Source organism: Desulfoluna butyratoxydans (genome assembly GCF_900699765.1).
Classification (GTDB): domain Bacteria; phylum Desulfobacterota; class Desulfobacteria; order Desulfobacterales; family Desulfolunaceae; genus Desulfoluna; species Desulfoluna butyratoxydans.
Window position 1 is genome coordinate 156,313 of the sequence record NZ_CAADHO010000008.1, and the last position, 16,786, is coordinate 173,098.

Genomic DNA, 16,786 nt, shown 5'->3' on the forward strand with positions numbered 1-16,786 from the left:
CATGTTGCAGGTCTACAAATCCGCTCCCGGGCATCAGGAGGCAGCAATCTCCGAAAGCACCCGGTCCAGGGTGGCCTGGTCCAGGGCCTCGGCCAACGGGAAATCCACCGGTGTAAGGAGCAGGGCATCGCTTTCAGCCACGGCACCGGCCAATTGCACCAGCGCCTGCTTTAAGGCATGGGCGATTTCATGCAAGAGGCCGGAGGCCACCGTGCCGGCACGGCCCCTCAGGGTGACAAACAGGGCACCGCCCTCCTGGTGGGCCAGGATATCCAGGGCATGGCCCCCATCGTCCTGAGGGGCCAGCCGCCTGACGGAGAGCCGGGTGTAATCAAAGCTCTCCTGCATGCTCCCGTACCAACAAACCCGCACCTCGGGTCGTTGCGACTCATCCCCGTCGCCCACAGCGCTCTCCCATGCACCGCGACACGCATGTTTCGCCGCGTCCAGCCTTTCAGGGGCTGGAGTTCCATGGGACAGGGGAAGGCGCATCTCACTGACACGGTAAAACGAACCGCAAGCCTCAAGTCGAGCCCCCCCTGAATCCATGGCGCCATAGGGCCGGTGGAGAAGCTCCGCGTAAAGGTGCTCCCGGATCACCCCACCAAGTGCCAGGGTTTCTGCAAGGGCGGCCACAAGAAGCTCCTCGGGCTGAAGCCTTGCCTTTGCCAGTATGTCGGAAGGCAAGGCCCCCATGGAATCTCCGTCCAGGACAAAGGAGGCCTCCGCTCCGGACCGGTCTCCCTCCGGCACCGCGCCCCAGTGTGGGCTCTCCACCGCTCCCGCCTCCGGGATCGCCCCTGCCCTTCCATGGGCCAGCGCCTTGACCCTGTCGGCATAGACGGGCCGCGGCCCCGGTTCAGAGCAGTGCCCGTGCTCATCAACAGCCCCGTATGCCAGAAAAAAATCCGCCAGGAACCGGTCCACGGCGGGCAGGTCCATGATCAGTTCACCGGCAACGAGCAGAAGAAAGGAGTCCCCTGTCCTGTCCTCGAAGAGACACAGCTTCATCAGCGGGCTCTCGGAAAGGACCTGCATCTCCACCAGCTCCCGTTCAACCTTTGCAACGGCCTGTTGGATCTCCCCTTCGGCCATGCCCGTGATGTCGGCATAGTCCAGTTCCGGCAACGGTGGGGCCTCGTCATACTTCTGGATCCAGCGGCCCTCTTCCCGGACGAAAATGATACGAAACACGTCATGCAGGCTCGCAACGTGCTGGAAGGCGGCTTCGGCCCGCACCGGGTCCAGGGAGTCAGTCCGCAGCAGCACCGAGACATTGCACTCGGACGCGGCCTGGCCGTATCGGGCAAGGCACCGTGCCTGGGCGGGAAGCAGGGGCAGGGGCCCCGTCAATGCAGCGGCACCGGACCGGGCGGCGTACCGCCTGCTCAAACACGCTGCCAGCTGCCGAATGGTGGGATGCTCGAAAAGCTCCTGGGGAGAGACCGTGATCCCGCCTTCGGTAAGCTGGGTCACGATGCGAATCCCCATGATGGAGTCCCCGCCAAGGGAGAAGAAGTTTTCATCAACATCAATGCCGGAGGCGTCGATACCGATGACCTCGGCAAAGGTTTTCACCAGTGTCCGGGTCAGGGCGTCGTCGGTGACCTCCTCACCCACAGCAGGCCCCCGCACGGTGGAGGGTTCCGGCAAGGCGTTGCGGTCCACTTTGCCGTTGGCCGTCAGGGGAAGGGCCGACAAAACCACCACCTCATGAGGGACCATGTAATCGGGCAAGGCGCGGGCCAGGGCCTCCTTCACCCCACCACTCGAGATGGAGGCCCCTGGCTGAGCCACGACATACGCCACCAGTTTTTTCGCATCCCTTTCCCCGGGTGCGTGGGCCACCACGGCATCCACGCCGGGCTGCCTGAGGGCAACGGCTTCAATCTCTTCAAGCTCAATGCGGTGGCCCGAAATCTTCACCTGAAAATCCTCTCGCCCGAGAAACTCAATGCTGCCGTCGGGCAGGTAGCGCCCCATGTCCCCGGTACGGTAGAGCCGCTGCTTTGTTGTCGGGTGAACCACAAAGGCCTTCTCTGTAAGGGCCTCGGCGTTGAGGTACCCCTGGGCCAGGCCGGCCCCGCCGATAAAGAGCTCGCCGGGCACATGCACCGGGCACTCTCCCATGCGGCTGTTCAGGACATGGAACCACTGGTTGGCAAGGGGCTTTCCGTAAGGAATGCTTGATGCCGTCTCATCCACCTCGCCCATGGGATGGAAAATAGACCAGATGGCAGCCTCCGTCGCCCCGCCCAGGCTGATAAGCTCCGCCTCGGGCATGGGAACCCGGATCTTGCCCGGAAGGCCCAGGGGGATCCAATCCCCGCTCAGAAGAGCGAGCCTGAGGGAAGGCAGGGAAGTGTGATGCGACATGTAAGTAACGAGCATGTCCATCAACGCAGGCACAGAGTTCCAGATCGTCACCCCATGGGTCTTGGCAAGGGAGAGCCAGTGCTCCGGGTCCCGGGACCTTCCCGGGCCGGGGATCACCAGGGCACCGCCTGCGGTGAGCAGGCCGAAGATGTCATAGACGGAGAGGTCGAAGTGAAGTTCGGAGAGGGCAAAAACGCGGTCTGAGGCGGTGACGTCAAACCGCCGGTTGATATCGGCGATGGTGTTAAACGCCGCGCCATGGGTCATCAGGACCCCCTTGGGCTTGCCCGTGGACCCCGAGGTGTAGATGGCATAGGCTGGCTGGTCCGTGTTCTCCACCACCACGTGCTCCGCCTCATCCATGGCCTGTAAGGTTCCTTCCGTAATCACCATAGTGCGGGCGGTCTCCGGCAGAGCAAGGAATTCCAGCAAATGGGGTTGGGTCAGGACCTGCGTCGCCCCGCTGTTGGACAGGATATACCCCAGGCGCTCTTCCGGGAGGTCACTGCTCACCGGAAGGTACGCGCAACCGGCCGCAAGAATTCCGAGCACCGAGGCGACCTGTTCCCACCCCTTGTCCATGACCACCGCAACCAGGCTTCCAGGAGCGGCGCCCAGGCGAAGGAGCTGCCCTGCAATCCGCCGGGCCATCCCGGCAAGGCGACCGTATGTAAGGGAGCCTTCAGGAAACAGAAGGGCCACGGCATCGGGATCGCGCCGAGCGTTCTCAAAAAAGGGCTCATGCAGCAGCCCGTGGGGCAACACATGGCGGGTATCGTTCACCACCCGCCGGTTAGCGAGCTGGTCTTCCGGGGTGAGGTCCCTGACGGGCTTGCTCCAAAGGGATTCATCCGCGGCCAGGCCCTTGAGGCGCTGTTCGTAAGCCGACCACATCGCTTCCACCATGCCGTCGGGGAAGAGCCCCTCCACATAATGCCAGCTCAACAGAACCCCTCCGCCGTCTTCGAACACGGCATGGTCAAGCCACACCTGGGGGGTCTGTGAAATAAAATGAACCTCAGGCCCGAACTGTGTCTCAATGGCGTCCTCCCCTTCCACCTCATGGACCAGGGTACTGGTAAACACCACGGGCATTGCCGATCCCGAAGCGCCACCCCTGAACCGCGCCAGCTTGCGGAGAACCGAAGTGCCGCTGACAAATCGGTTCTCCAGGTTCTCCCAGTTCCTCTCCTGAATCTCCCGCGCCAGGGCCTCAAAGGAGACACCCCGGTTCGCATTCACCTCCAGGGGAGCGTAGGAAGCAAACTCACCGACAATCTCCTCGGACTGCGGGTGAACGGGCATGCGATTGATAATGGTGGTGTTCACGCAAAAGTCAGGCGCCTTGCTCCAGGCCGCCAGCACCTCGGAAAACACGGTCAGCAGAAGAATGGACGGGGAAAGACGGCGCCCGCCTCCCCACTCGGTGAACCGTGCCCAGGCCTCCTTGTCCAGGCGCGTGCTCACCCGGAGGCACGTCGGGCTTGAGATGCTGTCGATGTTTTGGGCCGTGGGCAAAAGGGGCATGGGGGGAAGGTCCTTGACCCGCTGGTCCCAGAAGGCATCCGCCCGCTTGTAAAAGGAGGTCTGCCGTATCTTTTTTTCTGTCATCACGTAGTCCCGGAACCGAAGGTCCAGTTCCGGCAGCACAGTATTCGGGTCGTCGTAAAGCTGGGCCCACTCTTTTCGCAGGATTCGCATGCTCGCCACATCACAGATCAGCAAATCGATGCTGAAATGGATGCGGACCCGCCCCCCGGGGAGCTGCGTGGTTCGAATCTCAAACAGGGGCCAGGTATCAACAGGCCGGACCACATGGTCCATTACACTGCGCACCTCAAGGGCCTTTTGCTCGGCCTCTTCCGAGGTTTCATGCCGCAGGTCCAGGTTGGCGATGGTGTATGGGGGAGGAGACGGCAGGATCTGCTGGCCCCCCTCGGGCAGAAACACCGCGCGAAGCATGTCGTGGCGCTCGATCATCCGCTGCCAGGCCTTCTCCAGCCGCTTCAGGTCAATGCCCTCTTTTTCATTTTCCAGATAGACGTGGGCCGCCACATTGCCCATGCTGAAGGCCCCGGATCGCCCGAGCCACTGGGCCTGCTGCATCTCGGTAAGCGGAAAGGGTTCATGGGCCTTCTCCGGTTCGCGAACCAGCTCCGGGTAATCAAGCTCCCCTGCAGAGGCCCCTGCCCCGGAGGAGGCCAAAAGCTCTGCAAGCCCTGCAATGGTCGCGGCCTTGAAAAAATCGGTCAGAGCAATATCCGACTGGAATTCCCGATTGATCCCGGCCAGAAGCTGGGTGGCAAGGAGGGAGTGGCCCCCCAGTTCAAAGAAGTTGTCGTAACGCCCGGGGGCTTCGATGCCCAAGGCCCTGCCAAAAAGCCGGGCAAGCGCTTCCTCCTGCTCGTTTTCGTAGGAGCCGTCGCACATCTCGGGCGCTGTGCCGCCGTCTGTGCCAGCACCGGCAAGAGCCACGTCTTCCAAGGCCCCTTCGCCCCCGTCAAGGGGCTCGATCCAATATCTTTTTCTCTCAAAGGGGTAGGTGGGAAGGGGAACACGTGTAAAGGGGCGATTCGTGGTTACAGGCCCTAAATCCACCTCAACGCCCAGGGCCCACAGCTCACCCACGGCATGGACAAGGCACGTATCCGAGGGGGTCTGATCCTCCGGGTGGGGCAAAGACGAGACCACGTTCAGGGTGTGGTCATGGCTCTTGACCAGACGGCAGAGGGTGGTGCCCGGCCCCACTTCGAGGAACACGCGATCCTTCGTCTCCGTCAACTCGGAAACAGCCGGGGAGAACTGCACCGCAGAGGTGATGTGTTCGGCCCAATAGGCGGGATCTGTGGCCTGCGCCTCCGTCAGAAGCGTCCCGGAAACGTTGGACATCACCGGCATGGAAGGCGGACGGCACGTTTTTTGAGACACCACGGAGAAAAACCGTTCCCGTGCCGGGACCATCATGGAAGAATGGTAGGCATGGGAGGTGTGAAGAAGGCTGGAGGCCAGCCCCCTTTGCTCCAATGTCTCCCGGAACGCCGACACAGCAGCCGTCTTTCCGGAGACCACGCAGAGGCCGGGGCCGTTCACCGCCGCCATGGACAGATCCTCTGGCAAAAGGGGGGCCACGTCCGACGCGCCTGCCGAAACGGCAATCATGGACCCTTCGGGCATGCTGTCGATAAGGGAGGCCCGCGCGTGGATCAGAGCCAGGGCATCCTCAAGGGAAAAGACCCCGGCAAGGCAGGCTGCAACGTATTCGCCAACACTGTGTCCCACCATGGCCGCAGGCCGGATGCCCCATGACATCCAGAGCTGTGCCAGGGCGTACTCCACACAAAAAAGCAGGGGCTGGGTATGCAACGTCCGGTTCATACGGGCAGCATGGGCTTCCGGGTCTCCTGCCCCGGGAAACAGGATGGGCCTGGGATCATCGGCACCCTGGGCCACAAGAATGTCGGCACAGGTATCCAGCGTCTCCCGGAACACCGCCTCCCGGTCATAGACCTCCCTGGCCATGTGCACATACTGCGCCCCCTGCCCCGGAAACATAAAGACCACATCGGGGTCCTCAAGGGGTGTCTTTCCAACCTCGCCCGGTGAAGCTGCCGAGCGGGAAAGGGCCTGGATCAACGCCTCCCGGCTCCCTGCGGCAACAGCCAGCCGCTTGGTAAAGACCGCACGGCCCTCGGCCAGGGTCCCTGCCACATCCCCAAGGGAGAGGGCCGGTCTCTTCTTCACGAACTCGGCCAGCTGCTCGGCCTGCACCCTCAGGGCCTCGCGGCTCCTTGCCGAAAGCGGAAAAAGGCAAACCTTCTCATCCTCCTTCGCCCCATGGCCCATGGGGTACTCTTCCAGGATAAGATGGCAGTTGGTGCCTCCGATGCCAAAGGAGCTGACCCCGCCGCGCCGTGGGAAATTCCCCTGGGGAATCCAGGCCTTCAGCCCCGTATTCACGTAAAAGGGGCTGCTGTCAAAGTCGATATGGGGGTTGGCCCGTTCGTAATTGATGCTGGGCACCAGGACCTTGTGCTTGAGGGAGAGCACCATCTTGATCAGGCTTGCGATGCCGGCTGCATTTTCCAGGTGCCCGAGGTTCCCCTTCACCGCTCCCAGGGCACAACGAACCCCCTGGGCACCGGTGTTGTAGACCCGGTTGAGGGCTTCGAACTCAATGGGGTCCCCAAGGCTGGTGCCGGTTCCGTGGGCCTCGATCTGGGTGACACTTTCCGGCGGCACATCGGCAAAGGTCAGGGCAGAGGAGAGAACATCCGCCTGCCCCTTAGACGACGGCGCCGTGTACCCGACTTTGGTCCCCCCGTCGTTGTTGACGGCCGAGCCTTTGATCACCGCATGGATGGTGTCGCCATCCCTTTGCGCCTCCTCCAGTCGCTTGAGGACCACAGCCCCGGCACCGCTGCCGAAAACCGTTCCGCTGGCCCGGTGGCTGAAGGGACGGCAATGACCGTCTTCCGAGTGAATCATTCCTTTCTCATGGGTATAGCCCACCCCTTGGGGCACCCGAAGGGCCACCCCACCGGCAAGGGCCATGTCCGCTTCGGAGTTCAGCAGGCTCTGACACGCATAATGAACAGCCACAAGGGATGTGGAACACGCCGTCTGGATGGAGAGGCTCGGGCCCCGAAGGTTCAGTTTGTAGGAAATCCGGGTGGCAAGGTTGTCGCAAGCATTGGAGGTCTGAAGAAGAAACCCCTCGGCCCCGCCCTTGGGCTGCCGCCCCTTAAGGAGATTGCTGGTGAGGTAATGGTTGAACCCGGCCCCTGCAAACACGCCGACGGCCCCGTCATAACGTCCCGGATCATATCCCGCATCTTCAAGGGACTCCCAGGCGATCTCAAGAAAGAGCCTCTGCTGGGGGTCGAGCAGTGCCGCCTCCCTGGGGCTGAACCCGAAGAACTCCGCATCAAACAGGTCAATGCCCTCCAGCACCGAGCCCGCGTGAACATACCCGGGCTCCGCCTCCCCCGGAGGGAGGCCTTCCAGGGGCTTGACGGACTCGCGCCCCTCTTCAAGGTTGTGCCAGAACATTTCGGTATCCCTGGCATCGGGCAACCTGCACGCCATACCGATCACTGCTATATCAAATTCGTTGAATTCACTGTGCTGCATCTCAATCACCTTGAATGGTCCTCATGGTTTACAAAAAAGTCACTGGTGAGTTTGCCTCCGGCAGGACCTCCGGAGGCAGTGAACGGTCATGCGGGTCGGCGGGTCCTGCCCAGGCGTTTGCGCAAGGCCTGTCTCCGATCCGCCCCCACGGAGGAGAGCACCGGGACGGGGGTGTTGCCGCATCCCAGCCCGGCCAGGTACGCGGCAAGATCCCGTATGGTGGGGTGTTCAAACATGGCTGCCACGGGAAACGAAAGGCCGGTCTCCTCGGTAATCTCTCGCCACGCCCTGACCACGGACAGGGAATCGGCCCCGAACTCGAAGAAATTGGCGTCCGTGTCCAGCCCATCCTGCTTGAGCAGGGCTTCAAAGACCCGACTCACAAGGGACTCCAGCTCATTTTCCGGGCGGCGCGTCACCGCCTGCACCGCAAGGCGCCTTCCGGGAATATCCGACAGGCCCTTGTAATCCACCTTCCCGGTGGGGGTCAGGGGAATGGCATCCACCTCGGTCCACGCCGCAGGGACCATGTACCTGGGTAAAAGCGACCGGGCATGCGCCCTGAGTTCTTCAAGGGAGGTGCCGGGGGCTGGCGCGCCCTTGTCGGCCCCCATGGGAAGGCCGCGCCGGGGGTCCGAGAAATCCGCCATACCCCCCTCCATGCCGTGGAGAAGCAGGTGGGTGTCATCCAGGCCAAGGCTCCGGGCAACAGCCCCCTCATCCCGGAAGGCACCAATCTGGCAAAGCCCCATGCCGTTTGCCGCTGCCCCGTTTTCAAGGAGCTGGGTCATCAGCCCCGCCTCGAGGAGACAAAAATCCCGGGACCGGACGCCGTACATGGGAGCCATGGCATCAAGGTCCCCCACGAGAAACAGGGAAAAGGCAGAGGACGCATGGATGGGACGGTTGGCAATCACATGGGCCTCTTCTCCTACGGGCGTGTATGAAAGCGGCTGAAGGCCATGGGTTTTCGGGTTGTAGTAGTAAACCCCGCCCGGCACCCCTTCCACCCGGCCCTGCTTCACGTAAAGATAGGCCCGGACAGGATAGAGCCCTCCGGCCGAAGCGTAGGCGTACCGCTTCAGCCCCCCTTCCTCCTGCCGCCGAAGAGGCGCGAGAAATGAGCACATGGTCGCGAACGAAACGCTTTCTTCGACAAACCGACGGGTTGTGGACCGTCGTTCGTAGCCGCCAAAGCCAGGACCGGGCTCCAGGGCAAGGGAAGGGCCGGGCACCTCCCTGAGGCCGGTCTGCCTCAACGTGAAGAGGCGCCGCTCGTCTTTATCGGTAAGCAGGGGAACTCCCGGGGCGCCCTCAATCTCCATGCCGTAATCGTACCCGTCGGATCGGGCCCCCTTCGCATCACCGGTGACGACATAGGCGGAGAGGTAGGCGTTGCCGTCTTCCCCGGTCTCCTTTCTCACGGCCGCCCCGGCCACGGTGGGGTACCGGTTCAACACCGCTTCGATCTCTCCGGGCTCCACCCGAAACCCGCCCACCTTCACCTGAAAATCCTCCCGTCCCAGAAACCGGATTGTTCCGTCTGGATGGGCATACCCCAGGTCGCCCGTTCGGTAGAGACGCTCTCCGGTGGCAGGGTGAACAATAAAGGCACGGGCGGTCTTGTCCGCGTCGTTGAGGTACCCCATGGCAAGCCCTGCGCCACCGATATAAAGGTCACCCGGCACATAATCCGGGCAGTGACCGAACTGCCGGTTGAGGACGTACATCGTCTGATTTGCCAGGGGCCTGCCGTAGGGAATGGCCTGTTCAAAGACCTCCCCCTCCTCAATGGGATACCAGATGGACCAGATGGAGGCCTCGGTGGCGCCCCCCAGGCTGATGACCTTTACCCCCGGCACCTGGGCCATGGCCCGCGCCGGAAGGTCCGTGCCGATGCGATCCCCGCTGAGGAGGGACACACGCAATGCAGCCCCCTTCAGGGCCTCCCCGCCTTGGGCATACGCCACCAGCATCTCCAGAAGCGCCGGCACTGAATTCCAGACCGTGACCCCGTGGCGTTGCATCATCTCAAGCCAGTGGGCAGGGTTGCGCTCCTCCCCCGGGTCGGGGACCACCACCGCCCCGCCGACACCCAGCAGGCCGAAGAGGTCATAAACCGACAAGTCAAAGCTCAGGGAAGAAAGGGCAAGAACCCGGTCGCCTGGAGTCAGATCGATCTTTTCGCTGATGTCCGCAACGGTGTTAAAGGCGCTCCCATGGGAGGTCACCACCCCTTTGGGCGTGCCCGTGGAGCCGGAGGTGAAGATCAGGTAAGCCGGATCCCCGGGCCTGGAGGGGTCCGGGTCGAGGCTGGTTTCCTCTAAGGAAACCAGCCGCTCTTCGCCCATGGACACCACCGGTATGGCGGCGTCGGCCCCGGGTACGGCCCCTCCGGGCGAGGCGACCACAACGGCGCAGGCACCGCTGTGGGTGAAAAGGATTCGCTTTCGCTCCTCCGGCAGACCCGGGTCCACATGGACATAAGCGGCGCCGGTCAACAGGGAGCCCATCACCGCGGCCACCTGCTCCCATCCCTTGGCCAGATGCAGGGCCACAACCTCTCCGGGCCCGGCCCCTGCTGCCATCAACTCCCGGGAAAGCGACACGGCAGCCCCCAGCAGCTCGCCGTAGGTAACGCTCCGGCTTGAGGTGATCACCGCCTCCCGCTCCGGGTGGGCCATGGCCCGAGCCACAAACGCCCGGTGGAGGGTCTCCGGCTCCATGGGAACAGCCGTGTCGTTCACCGCCATCCGCTGGTCCAGCTGATGCCCGGGGATCATATCTCCACCGCGGGATTCCCACGCCCCATCGCTGCGTTCCAGGGCCTCCACCAGAGAGGTATAGGCCGCAAACATCTCCTTGACGGTCTCGCCTGGGAAAAGGCTCTCCACGGCGTCCCAGGAGACAACCAGCTCGCCTTCTTCCTCGTACACCTGATTGTCCAGGATCACCTGGGGCGTCTGGGTCACCTTGAAGACCCGATCCCCGAAAAAGGTCTCTTTGGAAATCCCCAGGCCCCCTTTAAGGGACAACGCACCGGTAAAGACCACGGGCATGGCCGCCGACGTGTCGCCCTCTTTTTCCAGGCCCCGGATCACCTCAATGCCGCTGAAGGATCGATGCTCCAGGTCTCGGGCAAGCTGGGCCTGTATCTCCCTGGCAAAGCTCCCAAAAGATGTCTCCCCGACGCCGGTCACACCGAGGATAAGCACCGTGGTAAAGTCCCCCACCACCCGGGCCATGTCCGGATGCAGGGTGCTCCGATTAAAAAGGGTTACGTTGAGTGAAAAATCCGGATCTTTGCTCCAGTTCGCAAGGACCCGGCAATAAGCAGCCATCAACAGATTCGATGGGGTAACCCCGGCATCCCGGGCTCGTTTTTTGAGCCGTTGCCACCGCCCCCGGGAAAGGCGAAACTCACGATTCACAAACCGAGAGTCACCTTGTGTCGACGTCTCCAGGGGAAGCTGGGGCGCTCCGGGAAGGGTTGCCATGCGAGCCTCCCAGTACGCCCTGGCACGGGCATACACCGGCAGGGACGTAGCGGCGGCTTCATGGGCCACGTGGTCCCGAAAGGAAATCTCCAGGGGCCGCAGGGCCGTTTTGTCGCCGTTATAGAGGCGAAACCACTGCCCCATCAGCATGTTAAAACTCCAGATATCCGCAACAAGAAGGTCCATGCTGACGTGGAGCCTTCCAAGGCCCTTCTCCAGCCGGGTGTAGTGGACATCGAACAGCGGCCAGGTTTCCGCGTCGATCTTTCGGTGGCTGAGCCCCTGTCGAATAAGCGCCAGATCCTGCCTGGTGCTTCCAGCGTCCTGCCCCGTCAGGTCATGTACCTGAACAATAAACTCGGGAGGGGATGGCACAATCCGCTGCCTTCCGTCCGGGGTCACAACCATCCGAAGCATATCGTGCTGGGCCACCAGGCTATTCCACGATCGGTTCAGGACCTCGGCGTCAAGGTCTCCACAGACCTCAGCCTCCACATAGAGATGCGAGCTCACCCCACCGTAATCAAACACCTCACTTCGCCCGATCCAGTAGGCACTTTGAAGGTCCGTCAGATCGAAGGGCGTCTCGGCCCCCTGCAACGCCCTGACCGGCAGGGGCTCCGACCAGGCATCGGTGTCACCGGTCTTCCGAATCACGGTTTCGGCAAAGGCTTCTGCAGTAAAAGCGGGATCAAAAAAAGCGCTGATGTCGAGGTGCACCCTGAAGTGGGACTCCGTCTCATCCTTCAGTTGTGCCAAATCCAGGGAGTCCAGCCCCAGGGAGACCAACCCCATATGCTGCCAATGGCTATCGGCTCGATGCGCCAGCTCTCCGGCAAAGGCTTGCCCCAGGCTTTCCAGAATCATGCCCTTTTGCTCGTGGAAGGAGAGGCCGGCAAAGGCCTGCCTGCTCACCCCGTACCGGAGAGACCGGTGGCCACCGGCGTCAAGGGTGTGCCGGGCGATCTCCTCCAGGCTTCCCTCCAGGTACATCTGCCGGCAACGCAGCCTCTGTATTTTCCCGCTGGCGGTTCGCGGCAGGGTTCCGGGGGCGATGAGGACCACCGCCTGAACGACGAGCTGATGATCCCGGGACACAGCCTCGCGAATACGATGCGAAATGTCCGGGGGCACCGTGGCCGCTTCCTGGACCACGATGAGCGCTTCGCCAGACTCCGAGCCCACGGAAAACGCGGCACACCCATTGGCCGGAAGCTCCCGGAGCGCCCGTTCCACGGAGCCTTCGATGTCCACGGGAAAATGGTTGGTGCCGCGAATGATAATAAGGTCCTTAATGCGACCGGTGAGAAACAGCGCGCCGTCCTGAAGGAAGCCGAGGTCCCCTGTTCTCAGATAGGCGCCTTGTCTCCCGGAAACCCCTTTGGCAAACGTCTCCCGGGTCTCCTCGTCCTTTTCCCAGTACCCCCGGGCAACACTCTCCGATGCAAAACGCACTTCCCCCACCTTGCCATCTGGCAGAGGGGCCCCAATTTCAGGGTCGGCGACCACAAGCCGCGTCCCGGGGGCGGAGCGGCCCAGACACACCGCGCCATGGTCATCAAACCCGGGGTGGTCCACGCAAAAACCGCCGGCCACATGGAGGGTGGCCTCCGAGAGGCCGTACATGGGGTAAAAGGTGTCCATGGAAAAACCATTCGGTGCCCAGGCATCGGCAAAGCGACGGAGGGTATCGGCCTTCACCGGCTCGGCAATGTTGTAAGCCACCTTGAGACTACTCAGGTCAATCTCGTTTCGGATTGCCTCCGAGGCACACTCCGCGGCAAGGTCATAGGCAAAATTCGGGGCGCCGGTCAGATGAGCCTTGTGCTTGGAAACGGCACGCATCCAGCGTTCCGGTTTCTCGGCAAAGGCCTCGGGAGACATCAGGCAGGTTTCCACCCCGGCATACACCGGCAGGAGGACATTGCAGATCAAGCCGGTGATGTGATGGTGCGGCAACCAGCTCACCTGCCGCATGCCCTCGTCTTCCAGTCCCCAGGCCTCAGTGAGAACCGACAGGTTATGCATGAGGTTGCCATGGGTCAGGATCACGCCCTTGGGAGAGGCCGTGGACCCTGAGGTGTACTGGAGCAGCGCAATGCTCTCCGGGGTCAACACCACATCGTCGCCGTCCTCCGCTTCCAACGGATCCAGGTTGTCGGTCACCATGAGTTTCGGTCCCGACGATCCGGCAAAGAGATTGGCGAATCCCTCCATCAGGGTTCCCCACGCCTTTTCCTCCGTCAGGACAAAGCCAGGCACCGCATCTGAAAGAATGGCCCGGACCCTGGAGATATGGCCGGGTGACACACCACAATTCACAGGGACCGGTATCACCCCGGCATAGAGGCACCCATAAAATGCCTTCACAAATTCAAGGCCTGCCGGAAAAAAAAGCAGGGCTCGCTTTCCCCGACAGGGCTCCCGACGAAGCCGGTTGCCAATCGCCCGGGCCCGGGCATCCAGCTCTGTATAGGTCAGGTGTTCCACCATGAAAGAGGCCTCCCCGCAGGACTCGTCAACCCGGTATGAAAACACCGGAGCCTCTTCCCCTCCGGCAGCCTTGCCCTTCAGCATGTCGACCACGGAGACAAACTCACCGGTGCCGTGGTTCCATTGGCGATGAGCCATCTGTTTTGCCTTCATCGTCCGTCCTTTTCCTGGTTCGTTGAATTGTGAATAACCATGTCCGAGTCACTGCTCCCTGAAACCGATAATCATCTTGGCAATGGAGCGGAGCTGCATATGGGCAGTGCCCTCGTAAATCGTGCCTATCTTGGCGTCGCGATAAAATTTTTCCGCCACAGTGTTCTTCAGGTAGCCAGCCCCGCTGAAGATGTCCAGGACGCGGGATGTCACCTTCCCCGCCACCTCTGCGGCAAAATACTTAGCCATGCTCGCCGCCTTGAAATACTCGCCTTGACTCCGGCCCTGGTCCCTCAATCGCGCGGCGTTGTATACCAGAAGCCGCGCAGCCTCCACCGAGGTAGCCAGTTCAGCCAGTAAAAAATGAACCCCTTGAAAATCGCAGATACGACGGCCGAACTGGCGACGCTCTCCGGCATATGCCACGGCCGCATCCAGGGCGCCGGAAGCCAGCCCCGCCATTTGGGCGGCGATGCCCACCCGCCCGTCGGTCAGGGTTTCCAGGGCAACCTGCTTGCCCTGCCCCGGGCGTCCAAGGACCTGGTCTTCGGGAATAAACGTATCCTCAAACACAAGGGGACAGGTGGAGCTGGCCCTGATGCCCATCTTCTCTTCCCGATCCAGGATACGCAGGCCCGGGGTTTCCGGGGCGTTAACCAAAAACGCGGTGAGCTGGTCTTCGGCATCCGGGTCTTCGAGCTTGGCATACACAATGAACGTCTCCGCCTCCGCCGCATTGGTGACAAGGTGCTTTTCGCCGTTGAGCACATAGCCCCCTTCTACCCGACGCGCCGTTGCAGAAAGGGCATAGGCATCGCTTCCCGCATGCTTTTCCGTGATAGAAAAAGCACCGGTCGTTCCCCGTGCCAGGCCCCTGAGCCATACATCTTTCTGGGCTTCGTCTCCCCACCTGGAGACGGCGTTGTTCACCAGGGTGTTCTGAACATCCACGAACACAGCCACGGAGGGATCCACCCTGGCAAATTCTTCGATGGCGATGACAGATTCAAAAAAGCTTCCGTCCCGCCCGCCGTAGCATCCGGGAATTTCAATATTCATGTAGTTGTGCCCGTGAAGGTCTGCAATCAATTCCCGGCTCAACGCCTCCTGGCGATCCATCTCAAAGACCCTGGGAGACACATGCTCCCGGACGAACGCCCGTACCTCGGTTTGAAATCGTGTTTCGCGATGGGTCAGGTGGGTCAGGGGCGATGCCTCCGCCGCGGATGCCATGATGTGCCTCATATGCTGATTCCCGTTATTGCTGGTTAAGATAAAAACAACGGGCCATGGTGGGATGCCCGCACACATTAATTTGCTCACAAAAAGAGAAAAACCGATAAAAACTTCACCAAATAACACGTTAAAAACACAGATCATACGCTCCAACATAAGGACTCGCCTGGAGTGTGTAATTCCAGGCAGCCCTACTCTTAGTGAGACACTTTTATCTTGTCAACATTTTTTAGGGAAGACTAAGATTTGAGGGACAAGTAAAAAAGCATGCGTATCCTCCCGTTCAAATCGTGACAAAAAACACGAATCGCAAATAGACGACACCAACACGGCAAACCGCAAACGGTCAAACATAACTACCTGACAATAAGAAAAATACACACATAGCGCTTCAATCCCAAAAAGGAGACGGGCCCACCCGAAAACGCTCCTTCCGGTTCCTCATCACACCCGCCAACCAAAGCCCAACGGGATGTATACCTGTTTCATACCTGCACATTTATTTCGTCGCCATGCAAAGTTCTGGCGCCCCGAAAAGTGCTACTCGTGGGTCCGAAAACCAAGGAGACACGTCTCCTTCAAAATGAGGTACCACCCACATGATGACTCACCACAACCCACATTGAGGTCACGATGAAACGCTTTCTTCTGTCACTGTCCCTGCTCATCGCTGCATCCCTGCCCTGGGATTGCCTGGCACTCCCCGCCGCCTCGGCCATCCCAAAGGAAACCCGCACCATCACCGACAGCCGGGGCAGGCACGTAGAGGTTCCCTCAACGACAAAACGCATCGCCTTAAACCACGTGAGCATCTCCGAGGCCCTGAAAATCCTGGGATGCTGGGACCGGGTGGTGGCCCGGGATCACCACACCACAGATTCCCTGGTGTTCGACAACCTGCAGGACGTTCCGGTGATCACGCTGCAATCGGGGGGGCCTTACAGCCTCAACCATGAGTTGGTCATTGAGACCGCACCGGACCTCTTCCTGTGCGCGGATATCTCCATGGGGGGCTTTGACGAAATGGAGGCAAAACTTTCCCCCGGTATCCCGGTGTTTGTGGTGGAACTCAACCGCATCTCCACCCTTGAAGAGAACATGGAACTCCTTGGAAAGGTGCTGGGAAAAGAGAAAGAAGCCCGGGCGTTCACCCGGTGGAACCGGAGCCTCGTCCGACGGATTACCGACAGGACAGGGACGCTGGACGATAGCCGAAAGCAGCGATACCTGTTCAAGACCGGGTGGGGGCAATACGACGACATCATGACCTTCACCAACGACTTTGAAGGCATCAAGGAGAGGAACCGCATTATCGGAGGGATCAATGTGGCCGCAGACATCCGGGCCACAGGCGGATGGGTCCAGTCCGTGAACCCGGAGTGGCTCGCAGCCCAGAACATCGATGTAATTATCTGCGGCGAACCCGTGAGAAACGGCTACGGAGCCCATGTTTCAGACACAGGCATCGTCGCGACCCAGAGGCAAAACTTCATGAAACTTCCCTATGTGGCCGTCACCCATGCGGCACAAACCGGCCGGGTCCATATGATCTCCGGAGAATTTTTCGGAACGGCCCGCATCACCGTAGCCAATGCCTATCTTGCCAAATGGCTCCATCCGAAACTCTTTGAAGACCTCAACCCCCAGGATGTCTTTCAGGACTACCTGCACCGATTTTTAAATACCGACATCAACCTCAAGGAGACCGGTGTGTTTACCTACCCGGAATCGTGAATGCTCCCGGGCTTCGCCCGTGGTGAGCAGTAACGGCCGAATTTTTCATGGGCCGAGTGCGCCCATGCCATGAAAGAACCAACAGCGCCCACGCACACTTTTTAAGAGCCCATGCAAAGCAGAAAAAAGGACACTCCGCTATCTTGGCACCATGAACAACCCACACC

At 61.0% G+C, this 16,786-nt stretch carries 4 protein-coding genes; 1 reads left to right on the plus strand and 3 read right to left on the minus strand.

Annotated features, from left to right (window positions below; all coding sequences use genetic code 11):
- Positions 1–33: 33 nt before the first annotated feature.
- The 3 genes from MSL71_RS19785 to MSL71_RS19795 all read right to left on the minus strand — a co-directional run bounded on the left by MSL71_RS19785 (position 34) and on the right by MSL71_RS19795 (position 14,882).
- Positions 34–7,506: a hybrid non-ribosomal peptide synthetase/type I polyketide synthase gene (locus MSL71_RS19785; RefSeq protein ID WP_180143774.1), complete on the minus strand. Its 7,473-nt coding sequence runs from the start codon at positions 7,504–7,506 to the stop codon at positions 34–36.
- A gap of 86 nt (positions 7,507–7,592) precedes the next feature.
- Positions 7,593–13,649 (minus strand): non-ribosomal peptide synthetase, encoded by a 6,057-nt coding sequence (locus tag MSL71_RS19790; RefSeq protein ID WP_180143776.1) that lies wholly within the window; start codon positions 13,647–13,649, stop codon positions 7,593–7,595.
- 48 nt (positions 13,650–13,697) lie between these two features.
- Positions 13,698–14,882, minus strand: a complete 1,185-nt coding sequence (locus tag MSL71_RS19795; RefSeq protein ID WP_180143778.1) for an acyl-CoA dehydrogenase family protein — start codon at positions 14,880–14,882, stop codon at positions 13,698–13,700.
- Positions 14,883–15,518: 636 nt separating this feature from the next.
- Between MSL71_RS19795 and MSL71_RS19800 the strand changes: the two genes are divergently transcribed.
- Positions 15,519–16,619: an ABC transporter substrate-binding protein gene (locus MSL71_RS19800; RefSeq protein ID WP_180143780.1), complete on the plus strand. Its 1,101-nt coding sequence runs from the start codon at positions 15,519–15,521 to the stop codon at positions 16,617–16,619.
- The last annotated feature ends 167 nt before the right edge of the window (positions 16,620–16,786 follow it).